Annotated in this window: 12 protein-coding genes; 1 reads left to right on the top strand and 11 read right to left on the bottom strand. The window is 59.2% G+C overall.

Going from position 1 to position 14,745, the window contains the following annotated elements; all coding sequences use genetic code 11:
* The 7 genes from mraY to mraZ are packed head-to-tail and all read right to left on the bottom strand — an operon-like array spanning nt 1 to nt 7,434.
* On the bottom strand, nt 1–1,083 hold the full coding sequence (mraY, locus tag SSARUM2_RS03280; RefSeq protein ID WP_004932782.1) for a phospho-N-acetylmuramoyl-pentapeptide-transferase: 1,083 nt from the start codon (nt 1,081–1,083) through the stop codon (nt 1–3).
* The gene (gene murF / locus SSARUM2_RS03275) at nt 1,077–2,438 is read right to left on the bottom strand and encodes a UDP-N-acetylmuramoyl-tripeptide--D-alanyl-D-alanine ligase (protein WP_049196039.1); all 1,362 of its coding nucleotides are present in this window, start codon (nt 2,436–2,438) and stop codon (nt 1,077–1,079) included. The genes mraY and murF overlap by 7 nt, the downstream gene beginning before the upstream one ends.
* Nucleotides 2,435–3,922: a UDP-N-acetylmuramoyl-L-alanyl-D-glutamate--2,6-diaminopimelate ligase gene (murE, locus tag SSARUM2_RS03270; RefSeq protein WP_033652911.1), complete on the bottom strand. Its 1,488-nt coding sequence runs from the start codon at nt 3,920–3,922 to the stop codon at nt 2,435–2,437. The genes murF and murE overlap by 4 nt, the downstream gene beginning before the upstream one ends.
* Complete coding sequence (locus SSARUM2_RS03265) at nt 3,909–5,672, bottom strand: peptidoglycan glycosyltransferase FtsI (protein ID WP_004932790.1); 1,764 nt, start codon at nt 5,670–5,672, stop codon at nt 3,909–3,911. Before SSARUM2_RS03265 ends, murE begins: the two co-directional genes overlap by 14 nt.
* A 42-nt stretch (nt 5,673–5,714) precedes the next feature.
* Nucleotides 5,715–6,035: a cell division protein FtsL gene (gene ftsL, locus SSARUM2_RS03260; protein WP_012005204.1), complete on the bottom strand. Its 321-nt coding sequence runs from the start codon at nt 6,033–6,035 to the stop codon at nt 5,715–5,717.
* Nucleotides 6,032–6,973: a 16S rRNA (cytosine(1402)-N(4))-methyltransferase RsmH gene (gene rsmH, locus SSARUM2_RS03255; protein ID WP_060452775.1), complete on the bottom strand. Its 942-nt coding sequence runs from the start codon at nt 6,971–6,973 to the stop codon at nt 6,032–6,034. The genes ftsL and rsmH overlap by 4 nt, the downstream gene beginning before the upstream one ends.
* A gap of 2 nt (nt 6,974–6,975) precedes the next feature.
* Entirely contained in the window at nt 6,976–7,434 is a 459-nt protein-coding gene (gene mraZ, locus SSARUM2_RS03250) for a division/cell wall cluster transcriptional repressor MraZ (protein ID WP_025159638.1), read from the bottom strand.
* Between the two features lie 862 nt (nt 7,435–8,296).
* On the opposite strand from mraZ, the gene SSARUM2_RS03245 reads away from it, so the two are divergent.
* Entirely contained in the window at nt 8,297–8,737 is a 441-nt protein-coding gene (locus tag SSARUM2_RS03245; RefSeq protein ID WP_033637098.1) for an L-alanine exporter AlaE, read from the top strand.
* Nucleotides 8,738–8,774: 37 nt separating this feature from the next.
* Here SSARUM2_RS03245 and cra read toward each other — a convergent pair whose 3' ends face one another.
* The 4 genes from cra to SSARUM2_RS03225 form a co-directional block, all read right to left on the bottom strand.
* A complete protein-coding gene (gene cra, locus SSARUM2_RS03240; protein WP_004932801.1) occupies nt 8,775–9,779 on the bottom strand; it encodes a catabolite repressor/activator in 1,005 nt (334 codons plus the stop codon).
* Nucleotides 9,780–9,997: 218 nt separating this feature from the next.
* The gene (ilvN, locus tag SSARUM2_RS03235; RefSeq protein ID WP_004932806.1) at nt 9,998–10,489 is read right to left on the bottom strand and encodes an acetolactate synthase small subunit; all 492 of its coding nucleotides are present in this window, start codon (nt 10,487–10,489) and stop codon (nt 9,998–10,000) included.
* A gap of 2 nt (nt 10,490–10,491) precedes the next feature.
* Nucleotides 10,492–12,210 carry an acetolactate synthase 3 large subunit gene (ilvI, locus tag SSARUM2_RS03230; protein ID WP_049213085.1) on the bottom strand — a complete coding sequence of 573 codons (1,719 nt, stop codon included), beginning with the start codon at nt 12,208–12,210 and terminating at the stop codon, nt 10,492–10,494.
* A gap of 316 nt (nt 12,211–12,526) precedes the next feature.
* Entirely contained in the window at nt 12,527–14,335 is a 1,809-nt protein-coding gene (locus tag SSARUM2_RS03225; protein WP_060452776.1) for a long-chain fatty acid--CoA ligase, read from the bottom strand.
* Between the last annotated feature and the right edge of the window lie 410 nt (nt 14,336–14,745).

Raw genomic sequence — 14,745 nt, 5'->3', positions numbered from 1 at the left:
TTAACGCACCTTCAGCGTTGCCAGGCCAATCAGCACCAGCATCAGCGAAATGATCCAGAAGCGCACGATAACGCGCGGCTCCGGCCAGCCTTTCAATTCATAGTGGTGGTGAATCGGCGCCATGCGGAAAATGCGTTGCCCGCGCAGCTTGAACGATCCCACCTGCAGGATCACCGACAGCGTCTCTACCACGAATACGCCGCCCATGATCACCAACAAGAACTCCTGACGCAGCAGCACCGCGATGGTGCCCAGCGCGCCGCCCAGCGCCAACGAACCGACGTCGCCCATAAATACCTGGGCCGGGTAAGTGTTGAACCACAGGAACCCGAGGCCGGCGCCGACGATGGCGGTACACACGATCACCAGCTCACCGGCATGACGCAGATACGGAATATGCAGGTAGTTGGCGAAGTTCATGTTACCGGTCGCCCAGGCCACCAGCGCGAAGCCGGCCGCCACGAATACCGTCGGCATGATCGCCAGGCCGTCCAGGCCATCGGTCAGGTTGACCGCGTTGCTGGTGCCGACGATGACGAAATAGGCCAGCAGGATATACAGCAGGCCCAGCTGCGGCATCACGTCCTTAAAGAACGGCACAACCAGCTCGGTGGCTGGCGTGTCTTTTCCTACGGCGTACATGGCGAATGCGACAATCAGCGCAATCACCGACTGCCAGAAATACTTCCAGCGGGCGATCAGCCCTTTGGTGTCCTTACGCACCACCTTGCGGTAGTCGTCGACGAAGCCGACGATGCCGTACCCCACCAGCACGAACAGCACGCACCAGACATACGGGTTGGACGGGTAAGCCCACATCAGCACCGAAATGGTGATGGAGGTCAGGATCATGATGCCGCCCATGGTCGGCGTGCCGCGCTTGCTGAAGTGCGACTCGGGGCCGTCGTTACGCACCACCTGGCCGAAGGACATTTCTTGCAGGCGCTTGATCACCCGCGGGCCCATCCACAGCGACAGGAACAGCGCGGTCAGCAGGCTGACAATGGCTCGGAACGTCAGATAAGAAAAGACGTTGAAGCCTGAGTAATACTTGACCAAATGCTCGGCCAGCCAAACTAACATGGTGCTTTCTCCTGTAACGCGCGTACTACCTGCTCCATTGCGGCACTACGTGAACCTTTGATTAACACGGTAATGACCGCATGTTCCGACAGTAATTCCGCCACGCGCGCGATCACTGCAGTCTTGTCCTGATAATGTTCGCCGTTGCCGGACGCTTCGCTCAGCACGCGGCTCAAACCGCCGACGCTGATCACTTTGTCGACGCCGGCCAGACGGGCGGCTTCGCCCACCTGACGGTGACACTCTTCCGCTTCCGCACCCAGCTCGGCCATATCGCCGACCACCATCACGCGGTAGCCCGGCATCTCTGCCAGCACCTGCGCCGCCGCGGTCATCGACCCGACGTTGGCGTTATAGCTGTCGTCCAGCAGCAGCTTGCCTTCGGCCAGCGCCACCGGGAACAGACGCCCCGGCACCGCCTGCAGCTGTTTCAGCCCCTGACGCACCGCTTCGAGGGTGGCGCCCACCGACATCGCCAGCGCCGTCGCCGCCAGCGCATTGGCCACGTTGTGGCGCCCCGGCAGCGGCAGCGCGATCTCGGCGGTGCCGAACGGGCTGTGCAGCGTGAACTGCGTGCGCGCGCCGTTTACCCGCACGTCGTCCGCGAAGAAGTCCACGCCTGCGGCGGCCTGCGGCGAGAAGCGCCAGACGGTTTTGCCGCCCAGCATGTTCTGCCAGTGCGGCCAGTCGTTGTTATCGGCGTTGATGATCGCCACGCCGTCGGCCGGCAGGCCGGTAAAGATTTCACCTTTCGCCTGGGCGACGCCGGCCAGCGAGCCAAAGCCTTCCAGGTGAGCCGCCGCCAGGTTGTTCACCAAAGCGGTCTGCGGACGCGTCAATGCGGTGGTGTAAGCGATTTCGCCAATATGGTTAGCGCCCAGCTCTATCACGGCAAAATCATGCTGCGGCTCCAGACGCAACAGCGTCAGCGGCACGCCGATGTCGTTATTGAAGTTGCCGGCGGTATACAGCACTTCGCCGCATTCGCGCAGAATGGCGGCGGTCATTTCTTTCACCGATGTCTTGCCCGAGGAGCCGGTCAGCGCCACCACTCGCGCCGGCACCTGCTGACGCACCCAGGCGCCAAGCTGCCCCAGCGCCAGACGGGTGTCTTGCACCACCAGCTGCGGCACGTCCACCAATAAGCGCTTACTGACCAGCAGCGCCCCGGCGCCTGCGGCTACGGCATCCGCCGCGAAGTCGTGAGCGTCGAAACGCTCGCCTTTCAGCGCCACAAACAGGCAACCGGCGGTCACCTTGCGGGTGTCTGTCGTCACCTCGACAATTTGGCAATCGGCGCCAATCAGCTCAGCGCTCAATACCTCAGCCAGTGTCTGAAGAGAGACAGGGATCATGCCAGCACCCCCAGCAGTCGGGCGACCGTCGTGCGGTCGGAGTAATCCAGGCGGCGGTTGCCCACCAGCTGATAATCTTCGTGGCCTTTGCCCGCTACCAACACCACGTCCTGTTCCTGCGCCTGCATGATGGCGCTGGTTACTGCTTCGGCGCGGCCATGGATCACCAGCGCCTGCCCGGCGTCCAGCAATCCGGTCAGGATATCGTTGATAATCGCGCGCGGCTCTTCGGTACGCGGGTTGTCATCGGTGATCACCACGCGATCGGCGAACTGTTCGGCGATGCCGCCCATCAGCGGGCGTTTGCCCTTGTCACGATCGCCGCCGCAGCCGAACACGCACCACAGCTGCCCCTGGCAGTGCAGGCGCGCGGCTTCCAGCGCTTTCTCCAGCGCATCCGGCGTGTGGGCGTAATCCACCACTACCGTCGGTTTGCCCGGCGCGTTAAACACTTCCATGCGGCCGCAGACCGGCTGCAGACGGCTGCCGGTTTCCACCAGCGCCTCCAGCGGATAGCCCAGCGACAGCAGCGTCGCCAAGGCCAACAGCAGGTTGCTGACGTTGAACGCGCCCATCAGGCGGCTTTCGATCTCGCCGTCGCCCCAGCTGGAGCTGAAGCGAACGGTGGCGCCGTTGTCGTGATAGTCGACCGCCGTGGTTTTCAGCCAGCGGCCGTGGCCGCCCGGCTGCAGGTTGCCCTGCATCGTCACCGCCACCGCATCCGGCAGCTTGCTCAGCCAGCGCTGACCGACTTCATCGTCGGCGTTGATGATCGCCTGCCCCACGCTGTGGGCGGCGAACAGCGACCATTTGGCCGCCTCGTAATTGGCCATATCACCGTGGTAATCCAGGTGATCGCGGCTCAGGTTGGTGAAGACCGCCGCGGCGAACGGCAGCGCCGCCACCCGGTGTTGCACCAGACCGTGGGAAGAAACTTCCATGGCGGCGAAGGTCGCGCCCTGTTCCGCCAGCTCGTTTAATACGTGTTGAACATCCACCGCAGAACCGGTGGTATTCTCGGTCGGGCACACCTGGCCCAGCAGGCCGTTGCCGACGGTGCCCATCACCGCGCTGGTTTCGCCCAGCAGTTGGCTCCATTGCGCCAGCAGCTGCGTAGTGGTGGTTTTGCCGTTGGTGCCGGTCACGCCGACCAGACGCAGACGCTCGCCCGGCTGGTGATAAAAACGCCCGGCCAGCGCGGAAAGGCGCTGGTTCAGTTGGCTCAGGTAGATCACCGGCACGCCGTGCATTTCAACGATGGCGCCGTCTTCGGCCTGACCGTCAGCTTCGGCGATCACGGCGGCGACGCCCTGCGCGATGGCCTGCGGAATATAGCGGCGTCCATCCGTTTGATGGCCGACAACGGCGACAAACAGATCCCCGGCAGCCGCCACACGGCTGTCTAATGTCATTTCCCGCAGCGCGCGCCCGGGTGCCGTCGGCACCCACGGGGCGAGTAAGTCGCGCAAATTACGATCTGCCACCTGAACCCTCTTTCTTGTTAATCACTAATTCGCTTTTGTCACCGGTAGGCAACGCGTCAGGCTCGACGTTCATGGTGCGCAATACGCCGCCCATGATGGCGCCGAACACCGGCGCGGAGATTGCGCCACCATAGTATTTCCCACCCTGCGGGTCATTGATGACGACCACCAGGGCAAAACGGGGGTTACTTGCCGGCGCGACGCCGGCGGTATAAGCGATGTATCGGTTGACGTATTTGCCGTCCGGGCCCACTTTTTTCGCGGTACCGGTTTTGATGGCGATACGGTATCCCTTGATGGCGGCTTTCACGCCGCCGCCGCCCGGCAGGGCCACGCTTTCCATCATGTGCACCACGGTGCGCACCAGAGGTTCAGGGAAAACGCGCTCGCCGGCGACCGGAGGGTCAACCTTGGTGATCGACAATGGGCGATATACGCCCAGGCTGCCGATCGTTGCATAGACTCGCGCCAACTGTAACGGAGTTACCATCAGCCCGTAGCCGAAAGAGAAGGTGGCCCTCTCTATGTCAGACCACCGTTGTTTTTTTGGGTATATGCCACTGCTTTCTCCGACCAGCCCCAAATTGGTCGCTTTTCCCAGCCCAAAACGAGAGTAAGTATCTACTAACGCTGAGGACGGCATCGCTAACGCCAGCTTTGAAACACCGACGTTACTCGACTTCTGCAAGATCCCGGTCAATGACAGCTCCGAGTACCGCGCCACGTCTTTGATCTCGTGGCCCTGAATGCGGTACGGGATGGTGTTCAGCACGCTGTTTTCTCTCACCACGCCGTTTTGCAGCGCGGTCATCACCACCATCGGCTTCACGGTTGAACCGGGTTCAAAAATATCGGTGATAGCACGGTTACGCATGGTCTCTTTCGGCGTACCGGCCATGTTGTTCGGGTTGTAAGACGGGCTGTTGGCCATCGCCAGCACTTCGCCGGTGTTCACGTCGATCAGCACCGCAGTGCCCGACTCGGCCTTGTTGAACGCCACCGCGTTGTTCAGCTCGCGATACACCAGCGCCTGCAGGCGTTCATCGACGCTCAGCACCAGGTTGTGCGCCGCCTGGCTGTCGACGGAGGAAATATCTTCGATCACCCGGCCGAAGCGGTCCTTACGCACCGTTCTCTCGCCCGGTTGCCCGGTCAGCCAGCGGTCGAAGCTCTTCTCGACGCCTTCGATGCCTTGCCCGTCGATATTGGTCACGCCGATGATATGCGACGTCACCTGCCCCGCCGGATAGTAACGGCGCGACTCCTGCCGCAGGTAGATCCCCGGCAGCTTGAGTTTGTGGATGTAGTCGCCGATCGCCGGGTTCACCTGGCGCGCCAGATAAACGAAGCGCCCTTTCGGGTTGGCGTTGATGCGGTTGGAGAGTTGGTCCAGCGGGATGTTCAGCGCATCGGAAAGCGCTTTCCAACGGCTGTCCAGCGTGATACCGCCGCGCTCGTTCAGCTCTTTCGGATCCGCCCACACCGCATTGACCGGCACGCTGACCGCCAACGGACGGCCGGCGCGATCGCTGATCATGCCGCGCGCGGTCGGCACTTCCTGCACGCGCAGCGAACGCATGTCGCCTTCTTTCACCAGACGATCGGGGTTGATGACCTGCAGGTACGCGACGCGCAGCATCAGGCCGACCATCGCCAGCAAAATGCAGCCGCACAGCAACGCAAAACGCCAGCTGACAAAGCTGGCCTGATCTTCCTGGCGTCTCAACTTACCGGGGCGCGCTGCTTTCATGCGTTTCCTTTCTACTCCGTGTCATTATTCCGGTTAAACCATTCATTGTTTAACGATGATATTTTCCTGCGATGGATCAACGTGTTGCATCTGCAGTTTTTCTGTCGCGATACGTTCAACCCGGCTGTGATCGCCGAGGGCGTTCTCTTCTAAAATCAGGTTGCGCCACTCGATATCCAGCGCATCGCGCTCCAGCACCAGCTGTTCGCGCTCGGCGGTCAGCAGGCGGGTGCGGTGCGCGGTGGTCACCACGAAAACCGCGGAGACCAGTGACGCAATCAGTAAAATCAGAGGTATCTTGGCATTGCGCAGCAGATCGCCGCCAATCACCCCGACCAGGCCATGACGTTCGTTGCCGATCACGCGGGCATCCTCTCAGCAATACGCAGCACCGAGCTGCGCGCACGCGGGTTGTCCGCCACTTCCGCTTCCGACGGCATCATTTTGCCCAGCGCTTTCAGCGTTCGCCCGCCCATGCCGCGCAGTTGCTCTTCGGTCAACGGAATGCCCGCCGGCACCTGGGCGCCGCGGCTGTGGTGACGCATAAAGCGTTTGACGATGCGGTCTTCCAGCGAGTGGAAGCTGATGATCGACAAACGGCCCCGTGGGGCCAGCACTTCCAGCGCGCCGTCGAGCGCACGCTCGATCTCTTCCAGCTCGCTGTTGATATAGATGCGGATCGCCTGGAAGCTGCGCGTCGCCGGATGCTTGTGCTTTTCACGGAACGGGCTGGCATCGGCAATCAGATCCGCCAACGCTTTGGTGCGCGTCATCGGCTCCACGCGGTTTCTTTCCACGATGGCGCGTGCGATGCGCTTGGCGAAACGCTCTTCGCCAAAGGTTTTCAGCACCCAGGCGATGTCGTCCGCTTCGGCCTTCATCAGCCACTCGGCGGCGGACAAACCGGTGGAGGGATCCATGCGCATGTCCAGCGGGCCATCGCGCATAAAGGAAAACCCGCGCTCTGCGTCGTCAAGCTGCGGCGAAGAAACGCCCAGATCGAGCAGAACGCCGTCGATCTTGCCCACCAATTCACGTTCCCGCACGTAGTGCGACAACTCGGAGAATGGGCCGTGTACGATGGTAAAACGAGGATCTTCAATAGATTTGGCGGCTGCAATCGCCTGAGGGTCACGGTCAATCGCCAGCAAGCGTCCTTCCGGCCCCAGTTGGGACAGAATCAGACGAGAATGGCCACCGCGACCAAAAGTACCGTCGATATATATGCCGTTGCTGCGGATGTTGAGGCCGTTGACGGCTTCGTCCAGCAGGACGGTGGTGTGTTTATAGTTTTCCAACATGCTTATAGCGACAAGTCCTGTAGCCGCTCAGACAACGGTTCCTGAGTCGACTGTTCAGCGTCAATATCATCCTTGACTTGTTGATACCAGGTCTGTTCATCCCACAGTTCAAACTTGTTGAACTGACCGACCAGCATCACTTCTTTCGTGAGCCCGGCGTGTTGCCGCAGCGTATTGGCGAGCAGCAAACGACCGGCACTATCCATCTGACACTCACTGGCATGCCCCAGCAACAGGCGCTGAACGCGGCGCTCGGCGGGATTCATGCTCGACAGACGTGATAATTTTTGTTCAATAATTTCCCATTCGGGCAAAGGATAAAGCAGCAGGCAGGGCTGATGGAGGTCAATGGTACAGACCATTTGGCCTTGCGATTCCTCGTTGAGCAATTCCCGATATCGGGTAGGTACGGCGAGCCGCCCTTTGCTGTCGAGGTTGACCATCGTCGCTCCACGGAACATTCCTGAGCTACCCCTTAGTGACCGTTTTCACCACTTTACCCCACAAATTCCCACACAATGGAGTTTACGGAGGGTATGAAAACCTTGTCAAGCCAGAGCGCCAGCGCTTTGGCAATATTTCTCTGGTCATTTTGGGAGCTGACTCGCGAAAGAAACTCTGATTATTCGACGATTAAAAATTAACACCATGATAAACGGAGAGAATTTTCTAAGCGGAAAGAATCTGATTAAAAACCTGACGAACTGGCGATTAATTAACTCATTACTTCCTTCTGCAAGCCATGTCTCATTTTTCAGCTCGGCAATCTCAGTGCGGTAACCGCTGGCGAGCCGCGCCCGCCAAGGCTCGGCGCCTGGCGAATCGATCGCGGAATAAGGCCATAACTCCTTGAGTTAATAACGCTCAATCGTTATTCACCGTAAAACCGGTCGCTATTTTACTTCAATTTGCACTGCCGTGATGAGGCCGCGAAAAAAATAAATGGCTCGGATATTACGAGCAGAAGTAATTTCGATTTAAATCAATTTGGTAAGATTATTCCCAAAATACCTGTTTACAATTATGGTTTCATTTTCTTACACCTTTATTTCCACAATTTCTGCCGGAAAAAATCCTCACTTGAAGCAAAAAATCGCAACCACATGTTTTTAATGAGTTTATTTTAAAATGCCGATTTTAATCCCTCCGCCCTCACCTCTTCCCCGGTTCCGCGGGACAAAAACCGAACAAATGTTAAAAATAAAAATATAAATCTAGTTAAAAAACATAATGCAGATTAGTACACTATAAAAAACGCAAAAACCCAGACTTAACATCCAAGCATTAATAATTTAACAGCAGGTTAACCAAAGGGGATGACACATGCTTTCGCCCGCCGCTCACTGGCGTAGCGCCGCTGCCGATACGTTCGCACTGGTGGTGTACTGCTTTATCGCCGGCATGGCGATAGAAGTGTTGATCTCCGGCATGAGCTTTCAGCAATCCCTCTCTTCGCGCCTGCTGTCGATTCCGGTCAACATCCTGATCGCCTGGCCCTACGGCCGCTATCGCGATCTGTTTATCCGCACGGCGCGCCGCTGCCCGCGCGGCCAGTTCGTGCTGCGCAACCTCGCCGATCTGCTGGCCTACGTCAGTTTCCAGTCGCCGGTTTATGCCGCCATTCTGTGGAGCGTAGGCGCCGACGGCCCACAAATGCTGGCGGCGGTGACCAGTAATGCGCTGGTCTCCATGGCGATGGGCGTGGTGTATGGCTATTTCCTGGAATATTGCAGGCGGCTGTTCCGGGTGGCGGGCTATGTCTAAACCAGGAGCCCGCCAAAGCGAGCTCCCGTAGAGCGAACTATTTGCGGCTCAGGCTGCCGCGGCGGAACAGATTGCGGCGAATACGCGTCAAACCCGGCTTGGGTTTACGCGGTTCGTCCAGGCTGGCCAACACCAGCTCGAGCACGCGTTCGGCCACGTCGCGATGGCGCTGCGCCACCGCGAGCACCGGGCACTCGAGGAAATCCAACAGTTCATGGTCGCCGAAGGTGGCAATCGCCAGATCGGTAGGCAAACGGCCACGTTGCTTCAGCGTCACGTCCATCACGCCCTGCAACAGCGAGAACGAAGTGGTGAACAGCGCCTGCGGCATCGGGTGCGTTTTCAGCCATTCGGCGAACAGCGCGCCGGCGGCTTCACGTTCATAGCTGTTGGCGTACAGGTAATCGACATGGCGGGGATCCTCTTGCCAGGCCTGACGGAAGCCCTGCTCGCGCAGGAAGCTCACCGAAAGCTCCGGCAAGGCGCCCAGATACAGCACCGATTCAGCCGGGAAGGTGCGCAGCTCCTGCGCCAGTGCAAAGGCGTCTTCCTGATCGGCCCCGACGACGCTGATGAAATGCTCGCGATCCAGCGCGCGGTCCAGCGCGATGATCGGCAGCGGATCGTTGGCCCAGCGTTGATAGAAAGGATGCTCCGGCGGCAAGGCGGTGGAGACGATGATGGCGTCCACCTGGCGCTGCAGCAGGTGCTCGATACAGCGCATTTCGTTGTCCGGCTGATCTTCGGAACAGGCGATCAGCAATTGGTAACCACGCTGGCGCGCCTGGCGTTCCAGGTAGTTGGCGATGCGGGTATAGCTGGTATTTTCCAGATCCGGGATCACCAGACCGATAGAACGGGTACGCCCGGCGCGCAGCCCCGCCGCTACGGCATTCGGGTGATAGTTATGCTCCCTGACCACGGCCATCACTTTCTCGACGGTTTTATCGCTGACACGATACTGCTTCGCCTTGCCGTTGATGACGTAACTGGCCGTCGTGCGCGAAACGCCCGCGAGACGCGCGATTTCATCCAGTTTCACATTAACCCCTTAATGACGCTGAAAATAGAAGTGAAGGCTGTGCTCGGATTAACCATGACATCCCGTGCGGTTATTCAATCCAGCCTCTGCGATCTAACAGCAGAAAACACTGCCTAGCAACCGCTTTTGCCGAAAGGTGCCAGCAATCGGGCAAAAAATACCGAAAAACAAAGGGCGCAGCCACGCCGCGCCCCTGATTATTCACCGCCAGAGCGCGCTCAGCGCATGATTTTGTCGCCACGCGACACGCCGACCACCCCGGAACGGGCCACTTCCACGATCTCCGCCACTTCACGCACCGCGCTCAGGAAAGCGTCGAGCTTGTCGCTGGTGCCGGCCAGCTGCACCGTGTACAGCGTCGCCGTCACATCGACGATCTGGCCGCGGAAAATGTCGGCGCAGCGCTTCACCTCTTCACGGCCGTAGCCGCTGGCCTGCAGCTTCACCAGCATGATCTCGCGCTCGACGTGGGCGCCCTGCACCAGCTCGCTGACGCGCAGCACGTCCACCAGTTTGTGCAGCTGTTTCTCAATCTGCTCCAACACTTTCTCGTCGCCGACGGTCTGGATAGTCATGCGCGACAGCGTCGGATCGTCGGTCGGCGCTACCGTCAGGCTCTCGATGTTATAACCGCGCTGGGAGAACAGCCCGACCACGCGCGACAAAGCGCCGGATTCGTTTTCCAGCAAGACAGATAAAATACGGCGCATGATCAGGTCCTCTCCGTTTTGCTAAGCCACATTTCGTCCATGCTTCCGCCGCGGATCTGCATCGGGTAAACATGTTCGGTTTCATCGACGGTCACGTCGACGAACACCAGCCGCTCTTTTTCCGCCAGCGCCAGCGCCAGCTTGCTCTCCAGCTCATCCGGCGTGCGGATGGCGATGCCGACATGGCCGTAAGCCTCGGCCAGCTTGACGAAGTCCGGCAGCGAATCCATGTAGGACTGCGAGTGACGGCCGGAATAAATCATGTCCTGCCACTGCTTTACCATGCCCAGATAGCGGTTGTTGAGGTTCACCACCACCACCGGCAGGTTATATTGCAGCGCGGTGGACAGCTCCTGAATGTTCATTTGAATGCTGCCGTCGCCGGTCACGCACACCACGGTTTCCTCCGGCAGCGCCAGCTTGACGCCCAGTGCCGCCGGCAGGCCGAAGCCCATGGTGCCGAGGCCGCCGGAGTTGATCCAGCGGCGCGGTTTATCGAACGGATAATAGAGCGCGGCGAACATTTGGTGCTGGCCGACGTCCGAGGTGACATACGCATCGCCTTTGGTCAGGCGGTGCAAGGTTTCGATCACCGCCTGCGGTTTGATGGTGCCGCTGTGCTTGTCGTAACCCAGGCAGTCGCGGGCACGCCACTGCTCGATAGACTGCCACCAGTCGCGCAGCGCATCGTGATCCTGCGCTTTCTCGTCCTGTGCCAACAGCTCCAGCATCTGCACCAACACCTGTTTGGCATCGCCGACGATCGGAATATCGGCGTCCACCGTTTTGGAGATCGAGGTCGGATCGATATCGATGTGCAGCACGGTGGCGTCCGGGCAGTATTTGGCCAGATTGTTGGTGGTGCGATCGTCGAAACGCACGCCGACGGCGAAGATCACGTCGGCGTGATGCATGGTTTTGTTGGCTTCATAGGTGCCGTGCATGCCGAGCATGCCGACGCTCTGGCGATGGGTGCCAGGGAAAGCGCCCAACCCCATCAGGCTGCTGGTCACCGGCAGGTTCAGCTGTTCCGCCAACGCCAACAGTTCGGCTTCGCAACTGGCGTTGATCGCGCCGCCGCCGACGTACATCACCGGCTTTTTGGCCGCCAGAATGGTTTGCAGCGCGCGTTTTATCTGCCCGCGGTGCCCCTGCACCGTCGGATTGTAAGAACGCATGCTCACGTCCTGCGGATAGGCATAAGGCATCCGCACCGCCGGGCCAACGATATCTTTCGGCAGATCGATCACCACCGGGCCGGGGCGGCCGCTGGAAGCCAGGAAGAACGCCTTCTTCAACACCGCCGGGATGTCTTCGGTGCGTTTTACCAGGAAGCTGTGCTTCACCACCGGGCGCGAAATCCCCACCATATCGCACTCCTGGAAGGCGTCGTAGCCGATCAGCGAGCTGGGCACCTGCCCCGACAGCACCACCATCGGGATCGAGTCCATATAGGCGGTGGCGATACCGGTAATGGCGTTGGTGGCGCCGGGGCCGGAGGTCACCAGCACCACGCCCACTTCACCGGTGGCGCGCGCGTAGCCGTCGGCCATGTGCACCGCCCCCTGCTCGTGGCGCACCAGAATATGATCGATCCCTCCAACCGTATGCAGGGCGTCGTAGATATCGAGCACCGCCCCGCCGGGGTAGCCGAATACATGTTTAACGCCCTGATCGATCAACGATCGGACGACCATCTCGGCTCCTGACAACATCTCCATGGGTTTGCCTCCAGGCTTGCTTATTCTTCTCTGGCGCCGGAACGTGGCGCCTGCTGCGGGGCAATGCCCCAAAGTTTTTATGGGTTGTCGCTATCGAATTAACATAACGTCAGAATTTGGGGCAGGCAAACGACAAAATGGCTTAGCGGAGGCATGGTTATTGCCAAGCGGCTGGATATCACGGCTTTATAAAAACAATGCGCTAGCCGCAGGGTTGTCAGGCTAGGCATTGTTTCGAACAGAGGGAAAATTACAGAACTAAATCAGGTGAAGGATATGCCGCTTTTTTCGCCGGGCACATGGCCCGGCGGCGGCGTCAGGCCTGTTCCTGGTACATTGAATCGATTTCGCGCTGATAGCGCTGCAGGATCACTTTGCGGCGCAGCTTCAGCGTTGGCGTGAGCTCTCCCAGCTCCATAGAAAAGGCCGCCGGCAGCAGGGTGAACTTCTTCACCTGTTCGAAGCGCGCCAGCTCCTTTTGCATCTCGCGCAGACGCTTTTCGAACATCTCGAGGATTTCGCCGTTGCGCAGCAGTTCCAGGCGATCCTGGTATTTCAGGTTGACTGACTTCGCATACTCTTCCAGCGACTCAAAGCACGGCACGATCAGCGCGGAAACGAACTTGCGCGCATCGGCGATGATCGCCACCTGCTCGATAAAGCGATCCTGCACCAGCGTGCCTTCCAGCACCTGCGGCGCGATGTATTTGCCGCCGGAGGTTTTCATCAAATCCTTCAGCCGTTCGGTGATGAACAGGTTGCCCTCTTCATCAATCGCCCCGGCGTCGCCGGTTTTCAGCCAGCCGTCCTCGGTAAAGGTCGCGGCGGTTTCCAAAGGTTTGTTGAAATAGCCGCGCATCACGATCGGCCCGCGCACCTGGATTTCATTTTCCTCGCCAATGCGCACCTCGACCTCCGGCAGCGGTTTGCCGATAGAGCCGAAGCGGAAATTCCCCTCTTCCCAGCAGGAGACGGTGGCGCAGGTTTCGGTCATGCCGTAACCGTACTTGATGTTGACGCCCATCGCCTGGAAAAACAGGATCACATTGTCGTCCAGCTTGGCGCCCGCCGCCGGCAAAAAGCGCACCCGGCCGCCGAGGATACCGCGCAGCTTGCTCAACACCAGCTTGTCGGCCCAGCGGTGGGTGAAGTCGAACACTTTACCCAACGGTTTGCCGGCGCGCTCCTGCAGGAACTTGCGCTCGCCGCAGACGATCGCCCAGTGGAACAACGCACGGCGCAGCCAAGGGGCGCGCGCCACTTTTTCATGCACCGCACTGAAAATCTTCTCGTAGAAACGCGGCACCGCACACATCAGCGTCGGGCGGACCTGCCCCATCGCTTCCCGCACCCAGTCGGTATTCGGCAGGAAGACGTTCTGCGCGCCGGAATGCATCACAAAGAAGCTCCAGGCCCGCTCGAACACATGCGACAGCGGCAGGAAGCTGAGCGACACATCCTCTTCGCCGACCGTCAGCCTTTCATCATGCAGGTAGAGCTGCGCCGCCAGGTTGCGGTAGTCCAGCATCACCCCTTTCGGCTCGCCGGTAGTACCCGAGGTATAAATCAGGGTGAAGAGATCCTGCAGGTCGCACTCTTCAATACGCTGCCGACGTTGAGCGGCAAAAGCCGCCGGATCGGCAGCGCGCTCGAAGGCGCTCAGATGCTGTGCGATCTCGCAGCCGCGCAGATCGGCCCCCTCGTCGAAGACGATAATGTGCCGCAGCTGTGGGCAGACGCCGCGCAGCGCGATGGCGGCGTCAAGCTGCGCCTGCTCACCGACGAACAGTATGCGGATGTCGGCGTCGTTGGTGACAAACGCCGCCTGCGCCGGCGTATTGGTGGAATAGAGCGGTACGCTGACGCCACGCAGGTGCAGGATCGCGAGATCGGTCAACGACCAGGCCATCGTGTTATTGGCGAAAATACCGATGCGTTCTTGCACTTCGACGCCCAGCCCCAGCAGCCCGGCGGCGATGCGATCAATGCGGGCGGCGGCCGCTACCCAAGTCAGTTGCAACTCGCCGTTGGGCGACCATTGGCGAAAAGCTGTGCGATCGGCTCGGTGGGTGATTTGATGCTGTATACGATGGATCAGATGGTATTGCAGCAGATTAGTGATCATAGTGCTCTAAGCCTGAAATGAATCATACAGTTAAGCCTGAACGACGCCTTGCGGCCCTCATCTCAGCTTACACGTGTTTACTTTTTTCCGCGCAGTCTACCTACTCTCAGGCAGGGGGAAAAGCGATTTCAGCGTAGAAGTGTGAGCCAAAACTCAGGCCGGCTTTCGTGCTTTCATCAGTTGGACAGAACGGGAAAGAAAAGGTTTGCCGGCGGCAATAAAACGCGGCCCATCCGGGCCGCTGCATCGAGTTAGTTTAAAATACTAGCCGGAAAGTAAAAATCAGAATATTAATTTATATTAATTATTTTTGCTGAACGAACAAACCCACTATGAAAATAAGTTATTTTATCGCCGTAAAACCAAGAAACATCTTAATAAAAACACAGATAGTTCTTAGTTTTTATCAT

Origin of the sequence: Serratia sp. K-E0102 (genome assembly GCF_029962625.1) — a bacterium.
Classification (GTDB): domain Bacteria; phylum Pseudomonadota; class Gammaproteobacteria; order Enterobacterales; family Enterobacteriaceae; genus Serratia; species Serratia sarumanii.
The sequence above is the reverse complement of the archived record's forward strand: the minus strand, read 5'-3'. Positions and strand labels throughout refer to the sequence as shown.

Coding starts and splice junctions, on each gene's coding strand:
- mraY (WP_004932782.1), bottom strand. CDS start 1,083: ATGTTAGTTTGGCTGGCCGAGCATTTGGTCAAGTATTACTCAGGCTTC.
- murF (WP_049196039.1), bottom strand. CDS start 2,438: ATGATCCCTGTCTCTCTTCAGACACTGGCTGAGGTATTGAGCGCTGAG.
- SSARUM2_RS03265 (WP_004932790.1), bottom strand. CDS start 5,672: ATGAAAGCAGCGCGCCCCGGTAAGTTGAGACGCCAGGAAGATCAGGCC.
- rsmH (WP_060452775.1), bottom strand. CDS start 6,973: ATGTTGGAAAACTATAAACACACCACCGTCCTGCTGGACGAAGCCGTC.
- mraZ (WP_025159638.1), bottom strand. CDS start 7,434: ATGTTCCGTGGAGCGACGATGGTCAACCTCGACAGCAAAGGGCGGCTC.
- SSARUM2_RS03245 (WP_033637098.1), top strand. CDS start 8,297: ATGCTTTCGCCCGCCGCTCACTGGCGTAGCGCCGCTGCCGATACGTTC.
- ilvN (WP_004932806.1), bottom strand. CDS start 10,489: ATGCGCCGTATTTTATCTGTCTTGCTGGAAAACGAATCCGGCGCTTTG.
- ilvI (WP_049213085.1), bottom strand. CDS start 12,210: ATGGAGATGTTGTCAGGAGCCGAGATGGTCGTCCGATCGTTGATCGAT.
- SSARUM2_RS03225 (WP_060452776.1), bottom strand. CDS start 14,335: ATGATCACTAATCTGCTGCAATACCATCTGATCCATCGTATACAGCAT.